The organism is Prosthecobacter sp., from assembly GCF_044222565.1.
Classification (GTDB): domain Bacteria; phylum Verrucomicrobiota; class Verrucomicrobiia; order Verrucomicrobiales; family Verrucomicrobiaceae; genus Prosthecobacter.
Window position 1 is genome coordinate 43,741 of the sequence record NZ_JBGANA010000017.1, and the last position, 21,330, is coordinate 65,070.

Sequence of the window (21,330 nt, forward strand, 5' to 3'; positions counted from 1 at the left end):
TAGTTTCCCGGAAACACCCCCCCTGAATGGATTGGAATGACTGGCAGCGCGTGCTGAAATGGCGCGCACTCGAAGAAGGCGACACCGATGGCGTTCTCGTCAATGCGGAGCGTCGTCGCGAGGCCACGGCCCACACCCGCGCCGGGCTGGGGTCCGAGGAGATCAAGGGGGAGGTGCTGGATGAGCGGTCCGAGTCGTTTCTGGACAAACGCGCGGAGTGGCTGGAGCGCGAGGCGGTGGGCTGGCGGGGGGATTTGATCCGCGTGCTGGAGCTTCTTTGTGTGCCGCAGGGGCGCTGGGCGCTGGCGCTGGCCGGCTGGGCTCTGGCGCTGATCACCGGTTACGCTCTTTCGGACTTGGGCCAGTCGAGCGAGTTCAATTTGCTGGCCCTGCCGCTGGTGGGACTGCTGGCATGGAATGCGGTGGTGATCGTGCTGGGCCTCTTCTGCGAACTGATGCCCGCCTCTTCGCTGGCAGGGCGTGGCGGATGGATGGCCGAAATTCTGGCCCATGGTATTTCACGGATGGGAAGAGCCACCAAGGAAGTGACCAGCGGTGTGGCTGACACGGTGCAAAAGCGCTTTGAAGAACTCGCCTGGCCGCTGGCCTGGAAGCGTTTGCAAATGCGGCTGCGCATGTGGCTGCATGTGGCTGCGGCGCTCATGGCCATCGGCGGGGCAGTGGCACTTTATGCGCGCGGCTGGTCGCATGAATACCGTGCCGTCTGGGAAAGCACCGTGCTCGAAGTGGGACCTGCCAGGACGTTTTTCGAGGCGCTGTTCACGCCAGCTTCAAAGGTTCTGGGAACTCGCATCCCGATGGACCAGATCGAGGGCATGCACCGCTCCTCCGGCCGGGTGAAAAGCCCTGCGCCAGCCCTGGCGTGGATTCATTTGTATGCAGGAACGCTGCTCGTGCTGATCGTAGTGCCGCGCCTATTGCTGGCCGGCATCGGTGCGGCACGCTGCAGCCGGACCCTGGCCAGGCCGGCCCGTGCGTTGCATTGGGGCAATTACCTGCGGACGCTGCTGCGCGCCGTGGAGGGCGGGAGCGAGCGCATCCAGGTGCTCGTGCACGCCATCGAGCCCACGCCTGCGCATCGTGAGGTGTGGGATCGTGGCGTGAGGGAGCGCTTTGGCGGCATGGCGCGTGCTGAGTACCTGCGCATTCCTGCCGGTGAGGAGGATGAGTTTGCCGCAGCCTGGCAGCCTGTGTGTGCCAATCTGGTCATGCTTTTCAACATGGCCACCACGCCCGAAGCGGAAGTGCAGCGCCGCCTCGTTTCAGACGTGCGCCAGCGCCTGCTGACGAAGCATGCCGATCCGGAACTCGTGGTGCTGCTGGACGGCACCAGTCTCGCGGGCCGCTGGTCCCCGGAAAAGATCGCCGGCCGGGAGCAGCTGTGGTCAGAGATGGTCGAAGGTCTGGCCTCTGATGTGATTGTGGCCGTGCGTAAAGAATCCGCACGCGCAAAGCCTCAGGCATCGTAATGTTCATGAAGTTTTCGTCCCTAGTGCCCGCACTTTTCTCCAAAAACAAATCCACCAGCACGCCTGACAAACAGGCGGGGGAGCTGAACGTGCGCGATGCCTCGGACATTGTGACGCTGAGCCTCATTTCGCATACGAATGCAGGCAAGACGACGCTCGCCCGTACTCTGCTGCGCAGCGATGTGGGAGAGGTGCGTGATGCGCCGCACGTCACTCTGTTCAATGAATCGCACACTCTGCTCGAAACAGGCGGCTTCATGCTGCGCCTGTGGGATACACCGGGCTTTGGAGACAGCGCGCGGCTGATGAAGCGCCTGAAGCGCGAGCGCAGCCCTGTGCTTTGGTTTCTGTCCCAGACTTGGGACCGCATCACGGACCGCCCGCTGTGGTGCAGCCAGCAGGCGCTCAAAAATGTGCGCGATGAGGCCGACGTGGTGCTCTACCTCGTCAATGCCGCCGAGCCGCCTGATGCAGCCAGTTACATCGGCCCCGAGATGGAAATTCTCGGCTGGGTGGAGAAGCCCGTGGTGGTGCTGCTGAATCAGACCGGACTGCCAGGCAGTTCGCTGCTGGAGGCCACGGAGCTGGAATCCTGGCGCACGCATTTGAAGCAGTTTGAGATCGTGCGCGAAGTGCTGACGCTGGATGCCTTTGCGCGCTGCTGGGTGCAGGAGGACATTCTCATGGACTCGCTGGCGCCGCTGATGCAGGGCTCGAAGATTCCCACTTTCCAGCAGATTAAACGTGCCTGGGCGCAGCGCAATGTGGGCGTCTTCCAGACGTCTGTGCGCCTCATCTCCGAGCAGCTGACCGCGGCGCTGTTTGACGGTGTGGAGGTGCGCTCTGAAACGCTGCTGGAGCGCGTGGGCTGGCAGCGCGATGATTTGAACAGGGAATACAATGAGGCGCGGCAAAAGCTGGCCACTCAGCTCGCGGACCGCATTGAGCAGACTACGAACAATCTCATCGAGGCACATGGCCTGAAAGGTCAGGCGGAACACGAACTGAGCCAGGTGGCGCGAGAGCATTTTCATCTGCCGCAGGCCGTTTCTGAAAACATCTGGGGCGTGCTCGGCAGCTTTGCAGGAGGTGCCATGGGCGGTCTCATTGCCGATCTCAAGCTCGGCGGCATGACCTTTGGCGGCGGTGCGCTGCTGGGCGGGATCGCCTCGGGCATCGGCGCGTACGCCTTGATCCGCAGCTACAATCTTGTGCGTGGCAGCGATCAGCGGCTGCGCTGGTCGCGCGAGCATTTCCGCGAGCAGGTGAAGCTGTCATTTCTCACTTACCTGGCCATCTGCCACTTCGGACGTGGGCGCGGCGAATGGAAGGAAAGCGAGCAGCCTCAGCTCTGGCGTGAAGCCGTGGATGCCGTGACAGATCTGTACTCAGATGCCATAGATCTTCTATGGAAGGCCGGCGTGCAAAAAGACACGCAGCCTGCAACGCTTTCCCGCCAGGCCCGCCAGCTCACTGGTGACTGCATGGTGGCGCTGCTGGAGCGGCTGTATCCTGGAGTGGATGCCGCGGCGTGGCGGGCGTGAATGAGACTCACATCCCGGCCGCCGAAAGGAGTGCGGCGGTGATGACGGACAAGGTGGCCAGCAAAATGAGGGCCAGACGCAGGGCTGAGGGGTCTACACCTGGCTTCTCCATGGGAGCACAGGAACGGCTCAAGCCATACTCCCGCAGCGACTGGCGGCGGGAGTCGTGTTTGGGAAGCAGCGAGGTCATGGCGCGTGGAGGGCTGGGGGTATGAGCGTGTGGGAGCGGTAGCCCGCTCACGTAGACATCACTTCGCACCTTCGGCCTTCGTTGCGCTCATGCACTGCCGTTTGCCACGCAAAAACAGGGAGACCCTGTCCCAGTGTGTCATGTTGGGCGCGACAGGGGGCTGCCTGTGGGGGAAGTCCAGGATGCGTCCGCAGACAATCTCTTCTCCAGCCGCGACTGAAAGCTCTCCCAGCAGCGAGCGGCGCGGGCGCGGAAGTCGGCGGGGGTGACTTTCAGGCTGCGCAGGCAGTCGCGGTGGTCCCAGGCGACGACCCAGGCGGTGGCGGAGTGAATGAACTGGAACTGCCAGCGCCAGAGGCGTTGCACGGCGGGAGTGAGTTCTTTGAGGCGCTCGAAGAGGAAGTCGCGCTGGAAGGAAAGATGCCCCATCTCATCGCGCAGGATTTTTTTGGCCACGGTTTGCACGGCGGGATCGCTGCAACGCAGGGAGAGGAGTCCAAAGTAAACCTCGGCGATGAGTTCCGCAGTGAGGAGTACCTGGATGTTGAACTCGAGGTTCACCAGATCACGCATCCAGCGGAAGATGGAGTTTGTCCATTGCTTCTGCAGCAGGGTGCCGTGCAGATGTGTGACCAGCCGTGCCAGCAGGGCGGCGTGGCTCTGCTCCTCAGCCACGAAGAGATCGACGGCGCGCTGATACCCTTTCAGGCATTCCAGCGAGGCGATGCTGTGGGTGTAGCGCCGGAGGCGGGTGCCACCACCGCTTTCTCCCAGCTGGAAGATGGCAATGGAACGGGCAATGGCGACGCGATCGAGTTCAGGCAGAGTGCAGGCCGTGTCTGGCAGCGGCAGTGCGTGGTTAAGGCGTGTGTTGGCTTCGAAGTGGCTGATCCAGTGTTGAGTGTTCATGATGTTCAGTTTTGGGGTTAGGCGGCGTGGAGCATGGAGCGGAGAAATTCGTGCACAGGGCTGCTGCGGAGTTCGGCTGAGATCTGGCGGAGCCGCTGCATGACGGCGTCCACCGTTTCATCCAGCGTGGATGTGCCTGCGGTAACGCCCACGTTGCGGGCGTCGCAAAACCACGCGGGATCCAGTTCCTCGGGCCGCTCGATCTGCAGGGTGCGCCGGCCGTGGGCGATGGCTTTTTGTGCGAGCTGGCGTGTGTTGTTGCTGTTGCGGCCGCCGATGACCACGATGTGGTCGCACTCACGCACCAGCTCGTCCATCGCGGTCTGGCGCTGCTTGGTGGGATGGCAAATGGTATCGATGAAGCGGACTTCGGAACTTGGATGACGACGTTTGATGGCATCGACCAGCCGCAGAGTGGCATCGACCGGCTGCGTGGTTTGGGATACGATGCCCAGTTGCGGATGCGCGGGAATGAGTTCGAGGTCCGCCTCTTCCAGCACAACGACGGCGGCGGGAAAATCGCCGATAAGGCCGCGCACTTCGACGTGCTGCTGCTGACCGATGACAATGGGCTGGTAGCCATCGTTCACCAGCATGGCCAGCGCCTGATGCGCTTTTTTGACGAGAGGGCAGGTGGTGTCGATGACAGTGTGGCCCGCCTTTTGCCAGGCCTGGCGGTGCTGGTCCGAAGCGCCGTGGGCTGTGATGGCGACCTGCTGAGTGGTGGCGCTGGTTAAGTCATCAAGATCACCGCGCTGCGCGCCTACTGCAGCGAGGTGGCGGTCAACGAGAGGGTTGTGAACGAGCTGGCCGAGAATGGTGAGAGGCGCGCGCAGGGCGGCCGTGTGAGTGCTGCGCAGGGCGTCGCGGACGCCGAAGCACATGCCGTGATGTTGAGCGAGGATGATGTTCATTTTCTGTTCTCTGTTCGTGGTTCCTTGTTCTTGGCTGATTAGCTTTGTGGGACAAAGTGAATGGGTAGAAAGAAACGGGCTCAGCTCTGCTGGGCGGCTTTGACGATCTCGCCGAGCACCTCGACGTAGTCTTTGAAGGCCTTGCGTCCGGCATCGGTGAGTTCGTAGCTGGTGCGCGGGCGAGGGCCGGACTCGTCGCGATTCTCTTTGATGTATCCGGCGGTGCCCAGGGTGCGGAGATGGGAGATGAGATTGCCGTCGCTCATGCTGAGTTCTGCTTTGAGATCCTGAAAGGCCCACTCGCCCCGTGTGGAGAGCAACGTCATGATGGACAGGCGGCCCTTCTCATGAATGAGCTTGTCGATTTGATCGAAGTCGATCATTTCGGCTGCTCCTCCCTGGGGTGGGCGCTGAAGAAGACTGCCAGGGCATACACCACATGCAGCAGGCCGAAGGTGACTCCCATAACCAACGAAGCTGGGGCGAGATCGTTCGAGAGCAGACGCACATCGCTGCAGGCCGCCCAGGCAAAGAAGATCAGCAAGCCCGTGACCACGAAAGCCCAGCCGAGGCGGATGAGCGACCGGGGGGAGAAGCTGGCGGTGCTGATCAGAGCGAGGCCGTAGCAGAGCGCCCAGATGAGAGCGGCGAGCGTCAGATTTTGCAGAAACACAATCAGGCCGATGCCGACACAGCCCCCCACGAGCATCGGCGGCACAAAGGACCGCAACGCCATGCGCATGCCGGCAGAGATGAAGGGCTGGCTGCGGCGGCGCGCCTCTTTGAAAAGGAGAAAAGTATTCAAGGCCGAGGCAGTCCCGAGGATCAGGAGCCAGGTGGTCAGAAAGCAGCGGTCGCACATCACGGCATCGCCATTGTTCTTCAAGGCATGCCACACGGGCCATGCTGAAGCGACGAGGGCCAGCAAGCCTCCGGTGAGTGCTGCGGGCGCGGAGACAGCGCGATAGATGTGCGCCTTTTCCATCAATGAACGGATGATGCGGAGATTCTCCAAGGCAGCTTCAGTCGTGCTCATGAAGTTACTTTGTGGGCCAAAGTGAACGCCTGCAAGTAAACTTTGTGCTGCAAAGTGACATTTCCACTGCTTCAGGCTTGGCAGTTTAATATAATTACCATAAGTTAAGAGAGGTGAACTATCCGGTGCCAACATCTTCCAAAAACCTTCCCGCGCTTTGGCGAACGGGGGTGTTTATGCTGTGTGGCATGGCACTTCTCCCCGACGCGGCGCGTGGCAATGATCCGACGGCAGACCAGCAGTACATGCTCGAACTGACGAATCGATTCCGCGCCGATCCACAGGGAGAACTGGCCAATCTGGTCAACTTTTCCTCGCCGGGTGTATGGGCGGGGACCAAGTCGGACGATCCGAGCATCGCCTATGCGTTGAACTATTTCGGCACCAGCGCCTCGGCCCTGGCTTCGCAGTTCTCCAGTCTCTCGGCAGCGCCCCCGCTGGCATGGAACAGCGCCCTTAACACCTCTGCCACCAGCTACTCCAACCTGATGGTGACATCCGACCAGCAGGCTCACGGTCTGGACGGATTGACCCTCGATCAGCGCATTCAAAATGGCGGCTACGGGGCAAACTGGCTGAACGTCGGTGAAAACTTGTTTGCCTCGGCAGACTCGCCGTTCCATGCCCACGGTGCCTTCGTGATCGACTGGGGAGATGGCAATGGCTCGACTGCAGGCTATGGCAATGGCATTCAAAATCCCGCCGGACACCGCGATCTGCTGCTGAACTCCGCCATGAAGGAGATCGGCATCGGATTTCAAAGTGTGGCGATTCCGGGTGGCAATACGACGGCCATCGGGCCGTATGTGATCACCGAGCATCTGGCCTCGCAGTTCCGCTTTGACGGCGCCAGCTACATTTCTGACGCCATTCTGACGGGTTCGATCTACCAAGACACCGTGCTGGCGGACGCCTTTTACACACCGGGGGAAGGACTCGGGGGTGAAGCAGTCAATGTTTACAACGACGCCACTGGCATTCTCGTGGCGAGTGGCTTCAGCAACAGCGCGGGCGGATACAACATCACCCTCACCGGTCTGACGGATGGCACGGTTTACCGTGTGGAGGCGCCGGATACCGGACTCGCGCCCAAGACATTCACGCTCACCGAGCACACGGATAACTACGGCGTTTCGGTGCTGGTCTATGACAATGTCTATGAGTCATTCGCCGTGGTGCCTGAGCCGGCCAGCCTCATGCTTTGTCTGGCCGCCGGTCTGGCATCGCTCGCTTTTCGCACACGTCGTTCTCCTTTTTGAACCGCCATGAGATCCATCCTTCTTCTGCTTCTGTCGGCCGTTTCCACTTTGGCGCAGGTCCCCGCATCGCCGCTCGCCACGGAAATCCGTGCGATCATTGATGAATACGAAAACACGGTGCGTGCCAACACGCAGAAGCTCATCGCCGCTTCCACCGAAGAGGAGAAGAACAAATACCGCGCCAGCATTCCCAGCGCCGGCCCCTATGCCACCAAGATGATGACACTGGTGCAGGCAAACCTTGATCAGCCGGATGTGGTGAAGGGTGTGAACTGGCTGGTGATGGGCGCGGCGGGCTTTCCTGAAGGACAGGAGGCGCTGAAAATGCTGGGCACCACGTTCGCGGATCGTGCGGGCATTGCGGAGTCGGTGAAAAATCTGGAGTTCCAAGGTCTGCCTGCGGAACCGGTGCTGAGGGCGGTGATCGAGAAAAACAAGAACCGTGACGAGAAGGCTGCGGCGCTGTATGCCCTGGGGGCGATTCACTTCAAGAACTTCGATGCCTCGGCGGATCGCGCCTCCGCGGCAGCCTCGAAGCTCAAAGCGCTGGAATGCTTTGGGCAGCTTACGGCTGATTATTTTGATGTGACCATTCAGGGTTTTAAGCTGTCTGACTTTGTGGCGAAGATGCTGTTTGAAATGACGAACCTGCAGGTGGGATGTGAAGCCCCTGAGATCGAGGGGAAGGACGCGGACGGGGTGCCGTTCAAGCTGAGCGACTATCGTGGCAAGTATGTGATCGTGATATTCTGGGGCGGATGGTGCCATGCGTGTCATGGAACCCTGCCGCTGATGAACCAGGCGGCTGCGCAGCTGAAGGACAAGAACGGGATCGTGATCGGAGTGAACACGGACATCGAGACGGAGGCGAAAAAGGCGCTGACCGATTACCAGGTGAGCTTCCGCAATGTGCTGGACAACACCAGCAGTGGTCCCAACACCTCCCTCTACAATCTGCGCAACTTTCCCACGTTATATCTGATTGATCCGAAGGGTGTGATTGCGATCAAAAACGGGTCGCTGGATGCAATGGTGGCGCAGGTTCTTGCGGCACAAGGGACGGCGAAGTAGAGTGTTATCTGAAAAAGGGCGGCGTTACGTCGTGCGTTTTGCCGAATGTGTGGGTCTCGGGCTGTGGGTTGCTTTGATGGCTCTCGTGCTGGCGGGTGGGATTTACGAAGTCGTCACCGGGTCTCCTAGCGATGGATTATTGTTCTGGCTGATGATCGCTGCTCTTCCTTGGTGCGCTGTCGCGATGGTCGTGGTTCCTGCGGGATGTTGGAACCATCGAATGTTCCTTCTTGGGTGTCGGTGGACGGCGTTGATTTTCCTGGTCGCCCAGTCCGCAATCAGGTCCTTACAGCCCTAAAGGGGTGCCATCGGGGCAGGGGCGGGGCTGAATTTTTGGCTCTCTAAATGGTTCGGATGTATTAAAAACTTGCCATTTCTATGAAAAACCATAAATATACGTTATTATAAGGCCGGATTTAGGCGTCTCAGAACTCATGCTTCCACTCATCGATCAGATCCTCAAAGACTCGGGTTGTGCCGATCTTCCTGCTGTGCGGCAGGCGGTGGAGGAGGCGTGTTTTAATCAGACGTCGTTTGTGGATGCGGTGCTGGATTGTGAAGGCGTGCGGGAACGCGACTTTCTGACGGCTCTGGCAAAAACACTGAGCCTGCCTTGGTGGGAGCCAAAGGAGGAGGATCAGCCGACGGAGCAGGGGATGCGAAGGATGCTGCCGGCGGAGATTGCGCTGCGGCATCGGCTGCTGCCTGTGTTTACCGAAGAGACGAAAAGCGATGATGGTCGCGATGCGGAACGCACGCTGCACATTGCCACGTTTGATCCGCTCAGTTTGATCGCGCATCAGCGTGTGGCCGCGAGCCTGTCCATGCCCGTGGTGTGGCATGTGGGGCAGCGGACGCGCATCGTGGAAGGTTTGCAGAAGCTCTATGGTCTGGGTGCGGACACGTTTGAGAAAATTTTGCGTGGGCGCGCGGACTGGGGAGCGGAAGATTTGAAGGATGAAGTGACTGTGCTGGATGAGCCTGAGGATGAAGAGGCCTCGGTGGTGCGGTTCGTGAACCAGATCATCCGCCGTGGGCTGGAGCAGCGTGCGACGGACATTCATGTGGAGCCGCAGCAGGACCGGCTGCGCATCCGTTACCGCATTGACGGACGGCTGGAAGAGCTGGCGGTGCCTGAGAACATCAAGTCGCTGCAGGCTTCGGTGATTGCGCGATTGAAGATCATGGCGCGGCTGGACATTGCGGAGAAGCGTCTGCCGCAGGATGGGCGCATCGGTTTGGAACTGGATGGCCTTTCGATCGACGTGCGTGTGGCGACGATTCCTTCGGTGGAAGGAGAGAGCGTGAGTCTGCGTCTGCTGGCGCAGCAGCAGGTGACGGTGAACCGGCTGGGGCTGACGGACAACATTCGCCCGCTGGTGGATGAACTTCTGAAGCTGCCGAACGGCATCATCCTCATCACTGGGCCTACGGGCAGTGGCAAATCGACCTCGCTGTATGCCTTCCTCACGGAGCTGAACCAAACGCATCGTCGTATCGTGACGATTGAAGATCCGGTGGAGTATAAGATGCCTGGTGTGGTGCAGATCGCGGTGAAGCCGGAGATTGGCCTGACATTTGCAGCAGGACTGCGCAGCATTTTGCGTGGAGATCCGAATGTGGTCATGATCGGTGAAATGCGCGATCTGGAAACGACGGAGATCGCCGTGCGTGCGGCGCTGACGGGACATCTTGTTTTGAGCACGCTGCACACGAATGACGCGCTGGGCGGCATCACGCGCCTGATTGACATGGGTGTGGAGCCCTTCCTGGTTTCGAGTGCGGTGCGGGCCTTCTTTGCGCAGCGCCTCGTGCGCAAGCTATGCCCGCAGTGCAAAACGCCGACGCAGGTGGAGGAGACTTATCTCAGGACAATCGCCTTTCCATCTCACCTTCCGGGCAAAATCATGCGTGCCGTGGGCTGCGAGGCCTGCCGTGGCAGCGGCTTCCAAGGCCGGCTTTCCATCTATGAGGTCTGCCTTGTCACGCCTGCGCTGCAGCATCTCATCAACAGCCGCGCGCATCCCGCGGAGTTTCACAAGCAGGCCATCAAGGACGGGTACATCCCCATGCGCGGCTACGGCTTCCAGAAAGTGCTCAGCGGAGAGACCACCATCGAGGAAGTGCTCAGCGTCACCGCCGCGGCGGACCGCCACCACACTCCACAGACGACATCCCTACAGCCTCCCAAACGCTTAGCCGCCTGATCTCATGCCCACCTTCGTTTACAGCGCCCACGGACCTTCCGGTGTCATCACCGGAGAGCTCGCTGCGTCAGACCGCAGCGAGGCGTTTGCACTGCTGGGGAAAAAGAAAATCCAGCCCATCAAGCTGGAAGCTGCGGGAGATGCCAAGGCATCCGCCGGAACGGCTGCCAAATCTCGGCAGAGTATGGCGGCTGACGAAGTCATCCCAGGCGGACCCATCAAACTGAAGCTCCCGCAGGTTGTGCTGTTCGTGGAAGAGCTTGCCGATCTCGTCGGCGCGGGCATTCAGCTTGAGCCTGCGCTCGCCACCATGGAGCGCCGTCGTGAACTCTCGGGCATCAAAACGCTCGCCACCGTTCTGCGTGGCAAGGTGCGAGATGGCATGGCTTTTTCGAAAGCGATTGCGGCCACGAGTCCGAGCTTCGGCAAACTTTTCTGCGCGCTTGTCTCCGCAGGGGAGGCCAGCGGCTCGCTGGGAACCATCTTGAAGCGCCAGGCGCAGTACATGCGTTCCCTCCAGGCGCTGAAGTCCAAGGTGCTTTCGGCATTGATGTATCCGGCGTTTCTTATTGTGGCGGCGGTATCGGTGACGCTGCTGTTTGTCGTCTATCTCATTCCGAAGCTCACGGAGATGCTCGACTCCACCGGCGGCTCGCTGCCTCTGGCCGCGCAGATCATCCTGAAGATCAGCGATACTTTCAAAGCCACCTGGTGGATGATCATCCTGGGCGGCATTGTGGCCTACATTCTCGGCAAGGCATGGATCTCGCGTCCTGAGTCGGCGATTCCGTGGGGGCATTTCAAACTTCGCCTGCCGCTTTTTGGCGGCATCTTCCGTGCGCGGTTCTATGTGCAGTTTCTGGAGACGATGGCGAACCTTCTGGGCAACGGCCTCACCATGGTGCAGGCCATGCAGCTCACGCACCAGGCCATCGACAATCCCTACCTGCAGCAGGGCTTTGAAAGCGTGATGCGAAATGTGGGGGAAGGTGTGGCGCTTTCGCGTGCGCTGGACCGCAGCGCGCAGTTCCCGCCGCTGCTGATCGACATGGTGAACGTGGGGGAGCAGACCGGCGACATGCCCGCCGCACTCGCCCGCGCAGCCGAGCGCTTTGACCGCGAACTCACCAAGAAGATCGACACCCTCGCCGCGCTCATCCAGCCCATGATCGTCTGCCTCATGGCCGCCATGGTCGGACTCATGGCCTACCTCATGATGACCACCATCTTCCAGACCATTTCCAGCATCAACAAATAGCCAGCATCCACCCTCCCCATGAAACATACCCAAACCCAACCTCGCCTCCCGACGTCCGGCTTCACGCTCGTCGAGATGATCCTCGTGCTCGCCATCGTGGCGCTCCTTGTGGGCGCAGCCATTGTGAACTTCAGCGGTGTGCTGGAAGGCGGCAAAAAGACCACGACGAAAGGCAACATCAGCAGCATCTCCTCGGCTCTGCGTGCCTACGAAGTGGACAACATGTTCCTGCCCACGACGGAGCAGGGTCTCTCCGCCCTCGTGGAGAAACCCGCAAGCCGCCCGGTGCCTGCGAGCTGGAGCAAGAAGCTCACAAAGCTCCCCATCGATCCCTGGGGGAACGCCTATCACTACCGCCGCCCGGGTGTCAAAGACAAGACCGGCTTCGATGTCTATTCCTCCGGTCCGGATGGAATCGCCGACAATGCGGATGACATCGGCAACTGGGAAAACTGATGAAATAACGAGACTCGAATGACGAATGTCAGAAACATCGTGAATGCCGCGCCCGCTGTGCCGAATGCACACCGGGCCGTTGATTCGCTGCGCCCGGCTCGTCATTCCAGTTCCGCGGGCTTCACCCTGCTGGAGATCATCGTGGCCATGTCTCTGACCTTGCTGATCATCGCCATCGCCATTCCCAGCATCTCAGGCGTGCTTGCGGAGGACAAGCTGCGCCGCGCTGCGGCCATGATCGAAACCACTGCGCGCCAAAATCTGCTGCAGGCACTCAATACCCAGCAGACCGTACGCATGCAGCTCTCTGCCGGATCATTTGGAGCGGGCGATGAATTTGGCGGCATGCTGCTGGTGCGCCGGTATGGGGAGAGCGTGTTTCGCAAGCCACGCCGCGGTGAGTCCTGGGACTTCAGCCCCAGCGGCATCTGTGAACCCATCGAAGTCCGCATCAGCGGTCCAGCCGGACAGATCGAGATCGGTTTTGATCCGCTCACGGCCTGTGCCAGACGCAAATCCATTCAGGTCAAAGGATGAAACACACCCGCACATCCTCTGCTTCCTCTGGTTTCGCTTTGTTCGAAATCATTCTCGCGCTTGCGCTTTTTGCGCTCGTGGCCGTGAGCATGACGCGCGCGGTCGAGGAGATCGCCAAGGCCTCGACTTCTGCGCGGCAGGAGGCCCAGGTGCTGCGGGTGCTGGAGTCGGTGCTGGCCGAGGTGGCGCACCAGCCTGAGTTCAAAGCCGCAAGCATCTCCTTCAATCCCACTGCGGATCACATCGATGCCAGCGCCACGATCGAAAAGGTCAAACTCATCACCAAGGACAAGGTCGAGCTCGACCACATGTTTCGCATCCGCGCCGAAGCATGGATCAATGACGGGCGCACGCGGCGCATGAAACGCAGCATGGAAACCTATGTTTATTCACCACGCAGCCCGATCTAAATCCGCGTTCACGCTGATCGAGGTCATCATGGCCTTGGCGCTCATTGGTTTCGTCCTGAGCGCCAGCTATGGCGTGGCCAGCGGCACCATGCAGATTGGGAAATCCATGAGCAACGCGCGCGTGGCGGAAACGCGCATCAGCAACTTCGTCTCCCAGTGGCGCGACTACATGGAAACCATGGAGCCGGGGATCCAGCTCACGGCCGATGTGGAGAAGGTGGCGCGCGGTGCTTCGGGAAATCTGTTCATCGCCGGAGGCCGCATGCCTTTTGCCTGGGAGCGCCATCTGCAGCTGGCCGATGGCGTGGAGTTCGGCGTGGTGCGCAACCGCGAGAGGAGGGATCTCAGCCTGGTGGTGCGCCATCTCAAGGTGAACCCCAAATCCCGCGGTATCGTCGAGTATGAAACCATCTCTGAGCTGCCGATTCTGGAAGGACTGAAGCAGATGCAGTGGCAGTTCTATGAGCCGGAGGACAAGAAATGGTTCTCCAGCTGGGATCCGAAAAAGAGGCCGCGGCCGCCGCTGTTCATGAAGCTGAAGTTTGCCTTCACGTCGGACCCGCGGGAGCACGAGTACACTTTTTGGATCGCGAATGATCTGGCGGAGGCCAGCCCCCCGCAGGCGGCGCCCGGACCGCAATGACAACGGAGCCATGATGAACGAACCCTCCATGACCCAGGACCGGAAAGCGGACAGCAATGCCCGCCGGAAGGTCCGCGCCCGTCACACGGGCTTCGTCATGCTTTCGCTGCCTTGCATGCGTCGTGCAGCATCGCAGCGCGGCTCCGCTCTCATCGTGGTGTTTTGGATGATCGCAATCCTCGGCATGGTGATGTTTGCGGGAGCCAAGGCCCTGCAGGCGGATTCCCAGTACACGCGCCTCATGCGGGGACGGATTTTTGCCAAGCGCTACGCGGAGATGGGCATCGAGGTGGCGCGCCACCCCGCCATGCGCGAGGACGACCCTCTGCTGCATTTCAGCGCGGACAGTGGCGGTGGTTATCAGGTGAAGCTCGTGTCTGAAGAAGCGCGGCTGAATGTGAACCATCTGCTGCAATCGGGGGACAAGGTGCTGCTGCGCCGCCTGTTCACCAGCTGGGGTTTCAAGGAGGAATTCGTCTCCGCACTGTGCGCTGCGCTGAAAGACTGGACGGATGCGGATGAAAACGTCAGCCTCAATGGCGCGGAGAAGCGTGAGTACCTGAAGATGGGGTTTGAAGGAATGCCCTTCAACCGTCCCTTCAAAGAGGTGGAGGACATGCTGCATGTGCGCGGCATGGAGGTCGTCAATGCCGAACGGCCGGACTGGCGCGAGTGGTTCACGGTCTATGGAGACGGCCGGGTGGACGTGAATGATGCACGGCCCGAGCTCATCGCACTGCTGGCAGATGTGCCCATGGAGCGTCTGCAGCCGCTGCTGCGGCTGCGGGCCGGACGCGATGGCGCGCAGCATACCCAGGACGACGTGAGGCTCAGCAGCGTGCCGCAGGTGGCCCAGTTGCTCGGCGTGTTTCAGCCGCAGACTGTCGCACAGCTCACGCAATGGATTCAATTCGCCGGTCCGATCCGTCGCATTGAGAGCACGGGCTCTCTCGGACCGCTTCAACGCAAACTCATCCTCATCACGCAGGACGGCAGGGCCGTCTGGCGCGGTGAAATCCCCGCCCATGGCAAAAACACGTAAACAACCCTGCGAGCTGCTGCTCCCCGGCGCACAAGTCTGGCAAAGCTGGACGGGTGCGGAGGGCGCCGCGTGCCACCTGCAAGGAGAGCAAACCAGCGACGGAGCTGCCTTTGGCAAAGAGGCGCAACGGCGAGTGCTGGCTCTGCCCGCCGTTCATTTCTGGGCGCTGCCTGCGTGGCTGAAAGGTCAGCCCGAGCATTTGCGCAGCATGGCGCTTCTCCACCTGGAGCGCATGGGCATCAAGGCTGAGGATGACGAAGCCAGTGTGCAGGTGCGCAACATGCAGGGGAAGGAGGGCGCGTATCTCACGCGCATCCTGTCTCTCAAGGACATGCCGGTGCCGCTGACGAACACCACAAGGCTGCCGGATGAAGTGACGCTGCATGCGCTCTGCTATCCGCTGGTGCAGAACAGCCTAACGATTTTTCGCGAGCTGGGGCGCCTCGTCGTCGCCATCACCAGCGGCACCCAGTTGATTTATTGCACGCCCTTGTCCGCCAGCAGGCTGGATGGCAATGCGCTGGCGGAGCTCAACAACATCTGTCTGCAGCTCGGCTTCCAGGGCGTGCTCGGGCGGCTGGAAAGCATCGTGCTCTGGATCGAAGAAGGAGATCCGGCGCAGATCCAGCGTGTCACGGGACTGGCCGCCTACCGCTGCGACATGCCGGCGCCAACCATGCCGGAGCGCGGCTCCAGCCTGCTCATGCCGCAGGATCTGACCGCGGAGAGGCAGAGCCAGACGCGCCGGTCAAAGACGCGGCTCATCGCACTCGTGAGTGGGACGGTAATCGCCGCGGCGATCGCCCTGGTGGCCACCATGACCTCGCTGGCCATGCAGGAGCGCAATCTTCTGCGTGAAAAAGTAGCGGGCCTCACGCCGCGTGCGTCGCGCGTGATGGACCACAAGAAAGCATGGAATGAGGCCGCGCCGGCGGTGGACCCCAGAACATGGCCGCAGCAGATGCTGCTGCATTTCATGGAGCCGGAGTCTTCCAAAGAAGCCTCGATCACCCACTGGGAGTGGACTCCGGAGCACGTGAGCATGCGCGGGCGCATGCCGAAGTTCTCCCTGGCCATCGAGTACACCCAGGCGCTCAAGTCCATCGAAGCGCTCGCACCTCTGGCGCTCGATGGTCCGCCACCGGTCATTGCCAGCGATGACAGCGCCACCTTTGAGCTGAAAGGAGGGAAGGGCGAATGAAGAAGAGCGAGAAAGTGCTTCTGGGAGTCTTTGCCTTTTTGTTCCTGGCCATCGTGGGCGGAGGAGGACTGACCTATGCCTTCAGGAACTACATGGCCATCCGCAATGAGAACGATTCGCTGCGCGACCGCCTGGCGGAGATGAATCTGGCGATCTCCCAGGGGGCGGAGTGGGCTGCCAAGCATGGCTGGCTGGAGGAGCACTGCCCGAACTTCACCAGCCGGCAGGAGGCTTCTGCCAAGCTGCTGGAGCTCATCGTCGGCGAGGCTGACAAAATCGGACTCAGCATTGGCGGCAAAGAATTTATCGATGCCGTGCGCGTGCTCGGGCCGGATGGTCTGCCGCTGGAGGAAGACCTCGGCTATTTTGACAAGTCCGCGGTGAAGATCACTCTTGCTGGTGTCCCAGAGAAAACCTTTTATGCCTGGCTGCATGCGCTGCAGAAGCCGCAGAGCTTTCTGGGGATCACGCGCATGCAGATCAACCCCAGCGGCTCAAACAAGACCATCAATGCCGAAGTCGAGTTCACGCAGTTCTACCGTGAAAAATCAACGCCCAAGGTCAGCAAAGCGAACTAGCTATGAAACTCTTTACCCGACTGCCCGCCGTTTTCAGCCTGGTGATGATCACCACGCTCGTGTCTGCCCAGGAACCCGCGACCAAGGACGAGGCCCCCGTGCCGTTTCCCCAGCTGGAACACTTCGCCGCCCTTTGGGAGCGCTCCATTTTCACCACGAAGGACCTGCCTTCTCCGGATGCGCCCACCGGCCCCAACTTTGCCGACAGCCTGAGTCTCTCCGGCACCTATGAAATCGATGGCGGATTGGTGGCCGTCCTGGTGGACCGGATCACTTCCCAGGTCATCGAGGCGCGTATTGGCTCGGAGAACGAGATGGGCATCAAGGTGCGTGCGGTGAAGCCTGGAGCGACGATGGAAAAGACGCGCATCCAGCTGCAAAAGGGGGATCAGGTCGGATGGGTGGGGATTGCGGATCCGGCAGCGCCTCCTTCCGAGACAGTTCAGCGTGCGGTCATCCCCACGCAGCAGGCCCCAGGCGCAAATTCAGCCATACAGCAGCGTGGCAACATGAACGCCCATGCCCCCCTGGTTCCGCCTGCCACTGGGTTGCCGCCCAATCCCATTCTGCCACCGCCCGCGGTGCCAGCCTCTGCGGGAAATCAGGCCCAGCCCGCGGCTCCGCGAGTGAATGACGTTCCGCTGCCGCCGCCTTGAGATCCTGCGCATCTAGCATGCAGAGACTTGCCAAAGGGGTGGCGGTGATCAAGGTCCTGCATGCCTCACGTTCCAGGTCTCCGCAGTTGCTACGCCAAGGTTGGCCGCCTCATCTATTTTGGCCGCATGCTCGACAAGATCCGTCTTCATGCGGCTGGAAAGCTGCCGGCGGATTATCTGGCGCAGCTCGGAGACGCGCAGTTTTTCACGTTGGACGGACGTTGCTGCCGCTTTCTCGGAGTACCGTATGAGACGGTGCGAAAGCTCGCCTTGGAAGGCGACAAGGATGAAGAGATTCTGATCTTGGCGCACGCCAGTGGCACCACCCGCACGGATGAGGAATGCCACGTGTGGAACCGCTTCATCGCCAAGCTTGGCTGGCGCGACGAACGCTCCGCGGTGCTGCCGCAGCGCATTCGTGACAGTGGTCTGGAAGGAAAACCCATCGAGACCCTGATCGATCACATTGAGTATGACGAAGGCCGCGATCCCGTGGGCGATCGGGCTTGGGAGAGCATTTGAGCCCCGCGTATTTTTTCACCAGCCAGTTTTTCCAATGCGCTTCCAGGATGAAGGATTCATCTGCACCGATGGATGAAATGCTGGAACCGCAGCAAAGACGGCGGTCCTAAACGGGCGTCGTCGTATTTGCCCTCACTCCCGCGTGATCGTCTCGTCCAGATTAAGCATCACACGTGCCACCGCCTGCCAGGCCTCAGGCTCTGTGGCGTTCGCTTTCCGTTCTGCTTGAAGGAGGCGTAGCAAAGGCGCGCGTTCTTTCTCAAGGGGAGGGCGGGAAAGACAAAGGTCATACGCGCGGCTGAGGCGTGCGTCATCCGTCTTAGCCTCTTTGATCAAACGTGCGGCCAGGGCTTGGGCGAATTCCACGTAGGCGCTGTCATTGAGCAGCGTCAGCGCCTGCAGCGGTGTGTTGCTGCGAATGCGGCGGGTGCAGGTGCTGAAGCCGTCTGGTGCGTCAAACACACTGAGCGCGGGCGGAGGCGTGGCACGGAAGATGAAGGTGTAGATGCCGCGGCGGTAGCGGTCGCTGCCTTTGCTGAGCGGCCAGCCGCGCTTGACCTGGCCCAATGACATGACGCCTTCAGGGATGGGCGGATAGACCGGCGCGCCGCCCATCTTGGGAGAAAGAAGGCCGCTGGTGGCCAGGCAGACATCGCGCACGACTTCAGCATCGAGGCGGAGTCGGTTCTGGCGCCAGAGCAGGTAGTTGTTGGCATCAACGGCTGCGGCGTCGGGGCGGATGAAGGAAGACTGCTGATACGTCGCGCTCGTCACGATGAGTTCGTGCAGATGCTTGAGGCTCCAGTGGTGCTCCATGAAATCCACGGCAAGCCAGTCGAGCAGTTCGGGGTGGCTGGGCAGGCGACCCATGGTGCCAAAGTCGTTTTCCGTTTCCACCAAGCCGCGGCCAAAATACTGCTGCCACACGCGGTTCACGATGACACGCGCCGTGAGCGGGTTTTTTGGATCGACAATCCAGTGCGCCAGCGCGAGCCGGTCCGCTTTGGCTCCCGCTGGCAGTGGCGGCAGCACGGAGAGCACGCCTGGCGTGACTTCCTCGGCAGGGCGGGTGAAGTCTCCTTTGATGAAGAGCGTGGTCTTGCGCGGCTGCGGCAGCTCTTTCATCACGAGGGTCGTGGTGCCGTTCTTGAAGATGTTGTCGAGCTCAAGGTGGCGGTCATAGAGCGGATTGAAGACACTGTCAGACGTCCCCGTCATGGCCTTGAAAAGGATGCGCTGGTCCGCTGTGCCACGTTTGCTCGCGGGCTTGGTGAGCGACTTTGCAGCTTCGGCGTCGATCAGTTTTTTGGATTTGTCTCCGAGCGTCTTTTCCCACTCCACCAGCACATCGAGCCGTGCCTTGACGTGGGCGTCGATTTGCTTGAGCACCTGGGTGTGTTCAGCCTTGAGCTTGTCCAGATCCTGGCCCGGATCCGGCACCGGCAGGGTGGGCTCGTCCTGATTGTTTAAAAAGGCAAAGATCTGGTAGTACTCACGCTGGCTGATGGCGTCAAACTTGTGGTCGTGGCATTGCGCGCAGCCGATCGTGAGGCCGAGCCAGACGGTGCCGGTGGTGGCTACGCGATCAAAGATGCTCTCGATCCGGAACTGCTCTTTGTCGATGCCTCCCTCCTGATTGATCTGCGTGTTGCGGTGGAATCCCGTCGCGATGACCTGCTCGCGCGAGGGCTTGGGCAGCATGTCTCCGGCAAGCTGCTCGAGCGTGAACTGGTCGAAGGGTTTGTTCTGGTTCAGCGAGTTGATGACGTAGTCGCGGTACGGCCACATGCTGCGGGGGGCATCGATGCTGTAGCCATTGCTGTCGCCGTATCGCGCCTGGTCCAGCCACCAGCGGCCCCAGCGCTCGCCGTAGTGTTTGGAGGCGAGTAGTCTCGTGGCAGTTTCTTTGACGTCTGGCTTCTTGATAAACGCTTCCACTTCGGCGGGCGTTGGCGGCAGGCCGGTGATGTCAAGATGCAGCCGGCGAATGACCGTGGCTGGCGCAGCAGGGGGAGAAGGTTCCAGTCCCGCCTTGCTCAGGCCGGCACGAATGAAGGCATCGATGGAATGTGTGGCGCCGTTTTGCGGCAGCGGCGCCTTCACTGGAGCGATGTAAGCCCAGTGGCGGTCATCGCTCGGCTTTTCCTCCGCAGGAGCGTGGGCACCTTCTGCCACCCACTGCTTGATCAGTGCGATCTGTGCGGAATCCAGCGGCCCGCGCTTGTAGGGCATCTGCGGGACTTCACCATGCGCACCTGAAATGACCTGCACCAGAAGTTCGGGCAGGGCGGGGCCGCGTTTTCCACCCGTGCGCGCAGCGGCTGCGGTGTCGAGCTTCAGCTGAGATTTCTGCGTGGTGGCACCGTGGCATTTCACGCAATGCTGCTGCAGCAGGGGCTTGATCTGCGTGGTGTAATCCACCGCCGCCTCACTGGCGACGGTGAAAAGGAGGAGTGGGATGAGCGTGCAGCGGAGCATTCGGAAAGGGGAATACGTTCAGCAGTTGCGGCCTCCTTCCGCATTCTGGCGGATGCGGGCACAAAAAACCGCACTCGCTCGGAGCGGGTGCGGTTTCGGTTGACTGGGGGGAGTCAAAGAGTCAGACGGCTCACGCGTCCTTCTTTTTCTTCGGGGTCATTTCGTCCTTGGTGAGGGAGCCGTCGCTGTTCTTGTCCATCTTGCCGAAGCGCTCGGCGGCCTTGGCTTCATCCTTCTTGGCTCCAGGGGAGGCCATGAATTCTGCCTTGGAGATCTTGCCGTCTTTGTCGGTGTCCAGTTTGGCGAACATTTCTTCTGGGCTGAACTTGGGCTTGCCCTTGTCGCCTTCGGCCTTCTTGGGGGCGTCACCATCAGCAGCGAAGGATGTGACGGCGGAAAGGGCCAGAATGGCGAGAAGTGAGGTGATGACTTTCATGTGGGTCGATGTTGTGTTGTGGATTGATGACCGCGGGATTTTGGGTGTCCCAAATCTGCGCGTGGCCGTGTTAAACGAGAACGCGCTGATTTCGTTTCGATAAATTATCGACGATTTTGCATGGCGGCATAAAAAAACGCCGCACTCGCGCGGGGCGGGTGCGGCGTGATGACTTTTCAGATCAAGTCAGAGCGCGGATCAGGCGGCCTTCTTTTTTGGAGCAGCGGTGAACTCTTCCTTGGAGAGGAAGCCGTCCTTGTTCGCGTCTTTCTTGGCGAATGAGGCTTCGGACTTGGCGGCATCCTTGGAGCCCTTCAGGAATTCTTCCTTCGAGATCTTGCCGTCCTTGTCGGCGTCCTTTTTGGTGAACATTTGTTCCGGGGTCATCTTTGGCTTCTCGCCTTCTTTCTTGGGCTCGTCAGCGCCGAAGGAGGTGACGGTGGCGATGGCCAGAAGGGCGAGGGCGGAGGTGATAGCTTTCATGTGTGTCGAT

23 protein-coding genes are annotated in these 21,330 nt (G+C 60.6%); 15 read left to right on the forward strand and 8 right to left on the reverse strand.

Annotated features, from left to right (window positions below; translation table 11 throughout):
- Positions 1-26 precede the first annotated feature (26 nt).
- Entirely contained in the window at positions 27-1,490 is a 1,464-nt protein-coding gene (locus tag ACILSR_RS22370) for a DUF2868 domain-containing protein (RefSeq protein ID WP_395752025.1), read from the forward strand.
- A gap of 5 nt (positions 1,491-1,495) precedes the next feature.
- Positions 1,496-3,034, forward strand: coding sequence for a GTPase domain-containing protein (locus ACILSR_RS22375; protein ID WP_395752026.1), 1,539 nt, complete (start codon positions 1,496-1,498; stop codon positions 3,032-3,034).
- 7 nt (positions 3,035-3,041) lie between these two features.
- On the opposite strand, the gene ACILSR_RS22380 is transcribed toward ACILSR_RS22375, so the two are convergent.
- From ACILSR_RS22380 to ACILSR_RS22400, 5 genes are all read right to left on the reverse strand, one after another.
- Positions 3,042-3,224, reverse strand: coding sequence for a hypothetical protein (locus ACILSR_RS22380; protein WP_395752027.1), 183 nt, complete (start codon positions 3,222-3,224; stop codon positions 3,042-3,044).
- Positions 3,225-3,362: 138 nt separating this feature from the next.
- Complete coding sequence (locus ACILSR_RS22385) at positions 3,363-4,133, reverse strand: hypothetical protein (protein WP_395752028.1); 771 nt, start codon at positions 4,131-4,133, stop codon at positions 3,363-3,365.
- A gap of 17 nt (positions 4,134-4,150) precedes the next feature.
- Complete coding sequence (gene ispH / locus ACILSR_RS22390) at positions 4,151-5,047, reverse strand: 4-hydroxy-3-methylbut-2-enyl diphosphate reductase (protein WP_395752029.1); 897 nt, start codon at positions 5,045-5,047, stop codon at positions 4,151-4,153.
- Positions 5,048-5,127: 80 nt separating this feature from the next.
- Positions 5,128-5,430: a transcriptional regulator gene (locus ACILSR_RS22395; RefSeq protein ID WP_395752030.1), complete on the reverse strand. Its 303-nt coding sequence runs from the start codon at positions 5,428-5,430 to the stop codon at positions 5,128-5,130.
- Positions 5,427-6,083 (reverse strand): hypothetical protein, encoded by a 657-nt coding sequence (locus ACILSR_RS22400; protein WP_395752031.1) that lies wholly within the window; start codon positions 6,081-6,083, stop codon positions 5,427-5,429. Before ACILSR_RS22400 ends, ACILSR_RS22395 begins: the two co-directional genes overlap by 4 nt.
- 188 nt (positions 6,084-6,271) lie before the next feature.
- Between ACILSR_RS22400 and ACILSR_RS22405 the strand changes: the two genes are divergently transcribed.
- The 13 genes from ACILSR_RS22405 (at position 6,272) to ACILSR_RS22465 (ending at position 17,923) form a co-directional block, all read left to right on the forward strand.
- Entirely contained in the window at positions 6,272-7,342 is a 1,071-nt protein-coding gene (locus tag ACILSR_RS22405) for a CAP domain-containing protein (RefSeq protein ID WP_395752032.1), read from the forward strand.
- A gap of 6 nt (positions 7,343-7,348) precedes the next feature.
- Entirely contained in the window at positions 7,349-8,413 is a 1,065-nt protein-coding gene (locus tag ACILSR_RS22410) for a peroxiredoxin family protein (protein ID WP_395752033.1), read from the forward strand.
- A gap of 434 nt (positions 8,414-8,847) precedes the next feature.
- The gene (locus tag ACILSR_RS22415; protein WP_395752034.1) at positions 8,848-10,620 is read left to right on the forward strand and encodes a GspE/PulE family protein; all 1,773 of its coding nucleotides are present in this window, start codon (positions 8,848-8,850) and stop codon (positions 10,618-10,620) included.
- A gap of 4 nt (positions 10,621-10,624) precedes the next feature.
- Entirely contained in the window at positions 10,625-11,878 is a 1,254-nt protein-coding gene (locus ACILSR_RS22420; RefSeq protein WP_395752035.1) for a type II secretion system F family protein, read from the forward strand.
- An 18-nt stretch (positions 11,879-11,896) separates the two neighbouring features.
- Complete coding sequence (gene gspG / locus ACILSR_RS22425; RefSeq protein WP_395752036.1) at positions 11,897-12,334, forward strand: type II secretion system major pseudopilin GspG; 438 nt, start codon at positions 11,897-11,899, stop codon at positions 12,332-12,334.
- A gap of 18 nt (positions 12,335-12,352) precedes the next feature.
- A complete protein-coding gene (locus tag ACILSR_RS22430; RefSeq protein WP_395752037.1) occupies positions 12,353-12,871 on the forward strand; it encodes a prepilin-type N-terminal cleavage/methylation domain-containing protein in 519 nt (172 codons plus the stop codon).
- Entirely contained in the window at positions 12,868-13,281 is a 414-nt protein-coding gene (locus ACILSR_RS22435; protein ID WP_395752038.1) for a hypothetical protein, read from the forward strand. Before ACILSR_RS22430 ends, ACILSR_RS22435 begins: the two co-directional genes overlap by 4 nt.
- Complete coding sequence (locus ACILSR_RS22440; protein WP_395752039.1) at positions 13,253-13,924, forward strand: type II secretion system protein; 672 nt, start codon at positions 13,253-13,255, stop codon at positions 13,922-13,924. Before ACILSR_RS22435 ends, ACILSR_RS22440 begins: the two co-directional genes overlap by 29 nt.
- A 10-nt stretch (positions 13,925-13,934) precedes the next feature.
- Positions 13,935-14,966 (forward strand): general secretion pathway protein GspK, encoded by a 1,032-nt coding sequence (locus tag ACILSR_RS22445; protein WP_395752040.1) that lies wholly within the window; start codon positions 13,935-13,937, stop codon positions 14,964-14,966.
- Complete coding sequence (locus ACILSR_RS22450) at positions 14,950-16,167, forward strand: hypothetical protein (protein ID WP_395752041.1); 1,218 nt, start codon at positions 14,950-14,952, stop codon at positions 16,165-16,167. Before ACILSR_RS22445 ends, ACILSR_RS22450 begins: the two co-directional genes overlap by 17 nt.
- Positions 16,164-16,745 (forward strand): hypothetical protein, encoded by a 582-nt coding sequence (locus ACILSR_RS22455; protein ID WP_395752042.1) that lies wholly within the window; start codon positions 16,164-16,166, stop codon positions 16,743-16,745. The genes ACILSR_RS22450 and ACILSR_RS22455 overlap by 4 nt, the downstream gene beginning before the upstream one ends.
- 2 nt (positions 16,746-16,747) lie before the next feature.
- Positions 16,748-17,401 (forward strand): hypothetical protein, encoded by a 654-nt coding sequence (locus ACILSR_RS22460; RefSeq protein ID WP_395752043.1) that lies wholly within the window; start codon positions 16,748-16,750, stop codon positions 17,399-17,401.
- 60 nt (positions 17,402-17,461) lie between these two features.
- Positions 17,462-17,923: a DUF5069 domain-containing protein gene (locus tag ACILSR_RS22465; RefSeq protein WP_395752044.1), complete on the forward strand. Its 462-nt coding sequence runs from the start codon at positions 17,462-17,464 to the stop codon at positions 17,921-17,923.
- Positions 17,924-18,055: 132 nt separating this feature from the next.
- Here ACILSR_RS22465 and ACILSR_RS22470 read toward each other — a convergent pair whose 3' ends face one another.
- The 3 genes from ACILSR_RS22470 to ACILSR_RS22480 form a co-directional block, all read right to left on the reverse strand.
- The gene (locus ACILSR_RS22470) at positions 18,056-20,401 is read right to left on the reverse strand and encodes a PSD1 and planctomycete cytochrome C domain-containing protein (RefSeq protein WP_395752045.1); all 2,346 of its coding nucleotides are present in this window, start codon (positions 20,399-20,401) and stop codon (positions 18,056-18,058) included.
- A 130-nt stretch (positions 20,402-20,531) separates the two neighbouring features.
- Entirely contained in the window at positions 20,532-20,837 is a 306-nt protein-coding gene (locus tag ACILSR_RS22475; RefSeq protein WP_395752046.1) for an EF-hand domain-containing protein, read from the reverse strand.
- Between the two features lie 198 nt (positions 20,838-21,035).
- On the reverse strand, positions 21,036-21,320 hold the full coding sequence (locus ACILSR_RS22480; RefSeq protein ID WP_395752047.1) for an EF-hand domain-containing protein: 285 nt from the start codon (positions 21,318-21,320) through the stop codon (positions 21,036-21,038).
- Positions 21,321-21,330 lie beyond the last annotated feature (10 nt).

Coding starts and splice junctions, on each gene's coding strand:
- gspG (WP_395752036.1), top strand. CDS start 11,897: ATGAAACATACCCAAACCCAACCTCGCCTCCCGACGTCCGGCTTCACG.
- ACILSR_RS22400 (WP_395752031.1), bottom strand. CDS start 6,083: ATGAGCACGACTGAAGCTGCCTTGGAGAATCTCCGCATCATCCGTTCA.
- ACILSR_RS22395 (WP_395752030.1), bottom strand. CDS start 5,430: ATGATCGACTTCGATCAAATCGACAAGCTCATTCATGAGAAGGGCCGC.
- ACILSR_RS22380 (WP_395752027.1), bottom strand. CDS start 3,224: ATGACCTCGCTGCTTCCCAAACACGACTCCCGCCGCCAGTCGCTGCGG.
- ACILSR_RS22375 (WP_395752026.1), top strand. CDS start 1,496: ATGAAGTTTTCGTCCCTAGTGCCCGCACTTTTCTCCAAAAACAAATCC.
- ACILSR_RS22430 (WP_395752037.1), top strand. CDS start 12,353: ATGACGAATGTCAGAAACATCGTGAATGCCGCGCCCGCTGTGCCGAAT.
- ACILSR_RS22445 (WP_395752040.1), top strand. CDS start 13,935: ATGATGAACGAACCCTCCATGACCCAGGACCGGAAAGCGGACAGCAAT.
- ACILSR_RS22440 (WP_395752039.1), top strand. CDS start 13,253: ATGTTTATTCACCACGCAGCCCGATCTAAATCCGCGTTCACGCTGATC.
- ACILSR_RS22465 (WP_395752044.1), top strand. CDS start 17,462: ATGCCTCACGTTCCAGGTCTCCGCAGTTGCTACGCCAAGGTTGGCCGC.
- ACILSR_RS22470 (WP_395752045.1), bottom strand. CDS start 20,401: ATGCTCCGCTGCACGCTCATCCCACTCCTCCTTTTCACCGTCGCCAGT.
- ACILSR_RS22405 (WP_395752032.1), top strand. CDS start 6,272: ATGGCACTTCTCCCCGACGCGGCGCGTGGCAATGATCCGACGGCAGAC.
- ACILSR_RS22460 (WP_395752043.1), top strand. CDS start 16,748: ATGAAACTCTTTACCCGACTGCCCGCCGTTTTCAGCCTGGTGATGATC.
- ACILSR_RS22385 (WP_395752028.1), bottom strand. CDS start 4,133: ATGAACACTCAACACTGGATCAGCCACTTCGAAGCCAACACACGCCTT.
- ispH (WP_395752029.1), bottom strand. CDS start 5,047: ATGAACATCATCCTCGCTCAACATCACGGCATGTGCTTCGGCGTCCGC.
- ACILSR_RS22415 (WP_395752034.1), top strand. CDS start 8,848: ATGCTTCCACTCATCGATCAGATCCTCAAAGACTCGGGTTGTGCCGAT.
- ACILSR_RS22480 (WP_395752047.1), bottom strand. CDS start 21,320: ATGAAAGCTATCACCTCCGCCCTCGCCCTTCTGGCCATCGCCACCGTC.
- ACILSR_RS22420 (WP_395752035.1), top strand. CDS start 10,625: ATGCCCACCTTCGTTTACAGCGCCCACGGACCTTCCGGTGTCATCACC.
- ACILSR_RS22450 (WP_395752041.1), top strand. CDS start 14,950: ATGGCAAAAACACGTAAACAACCCTGCGAGCTGCTGCTCCCCGGCGCA.
- ACILSR_RS22435 (WP_395752038.1), top strand. CDS start 12,868: ATGAAACACACCCGCACATCCTCTGCTTCCTCTGGTTTCGCTTTGTTC.
- ACILSR_RS22410 (WP_395752033.1), top strand. CDS start 7,349: ATGAGATCCATCCTTCTTCTGCTTCTGTCGGCCGTTTCCACTTTGGCG.
- ACILSR_RS22475 (WP_395752046.1), bottom strand. CDS start 20,837: ATGAAAGTCATCACCTCACTTCTCGCCATTCTGGCCCTTTCCGCCGTC.
- ACILSR_RS22370 (WP_395752025.1), top strand. CDS start 27: ATGGATTGGAATGACTGGCAGCGCGTGCTGAAATGGCGCGCACTCGAA.
- ACILSR_RS22455 (WP_395752042.1), top strand. CDS start 16,164: ATGAAGAAGAGCGAGAAAGTGCTTCTGGGAGTCTTTGCCTTTTTGTTC.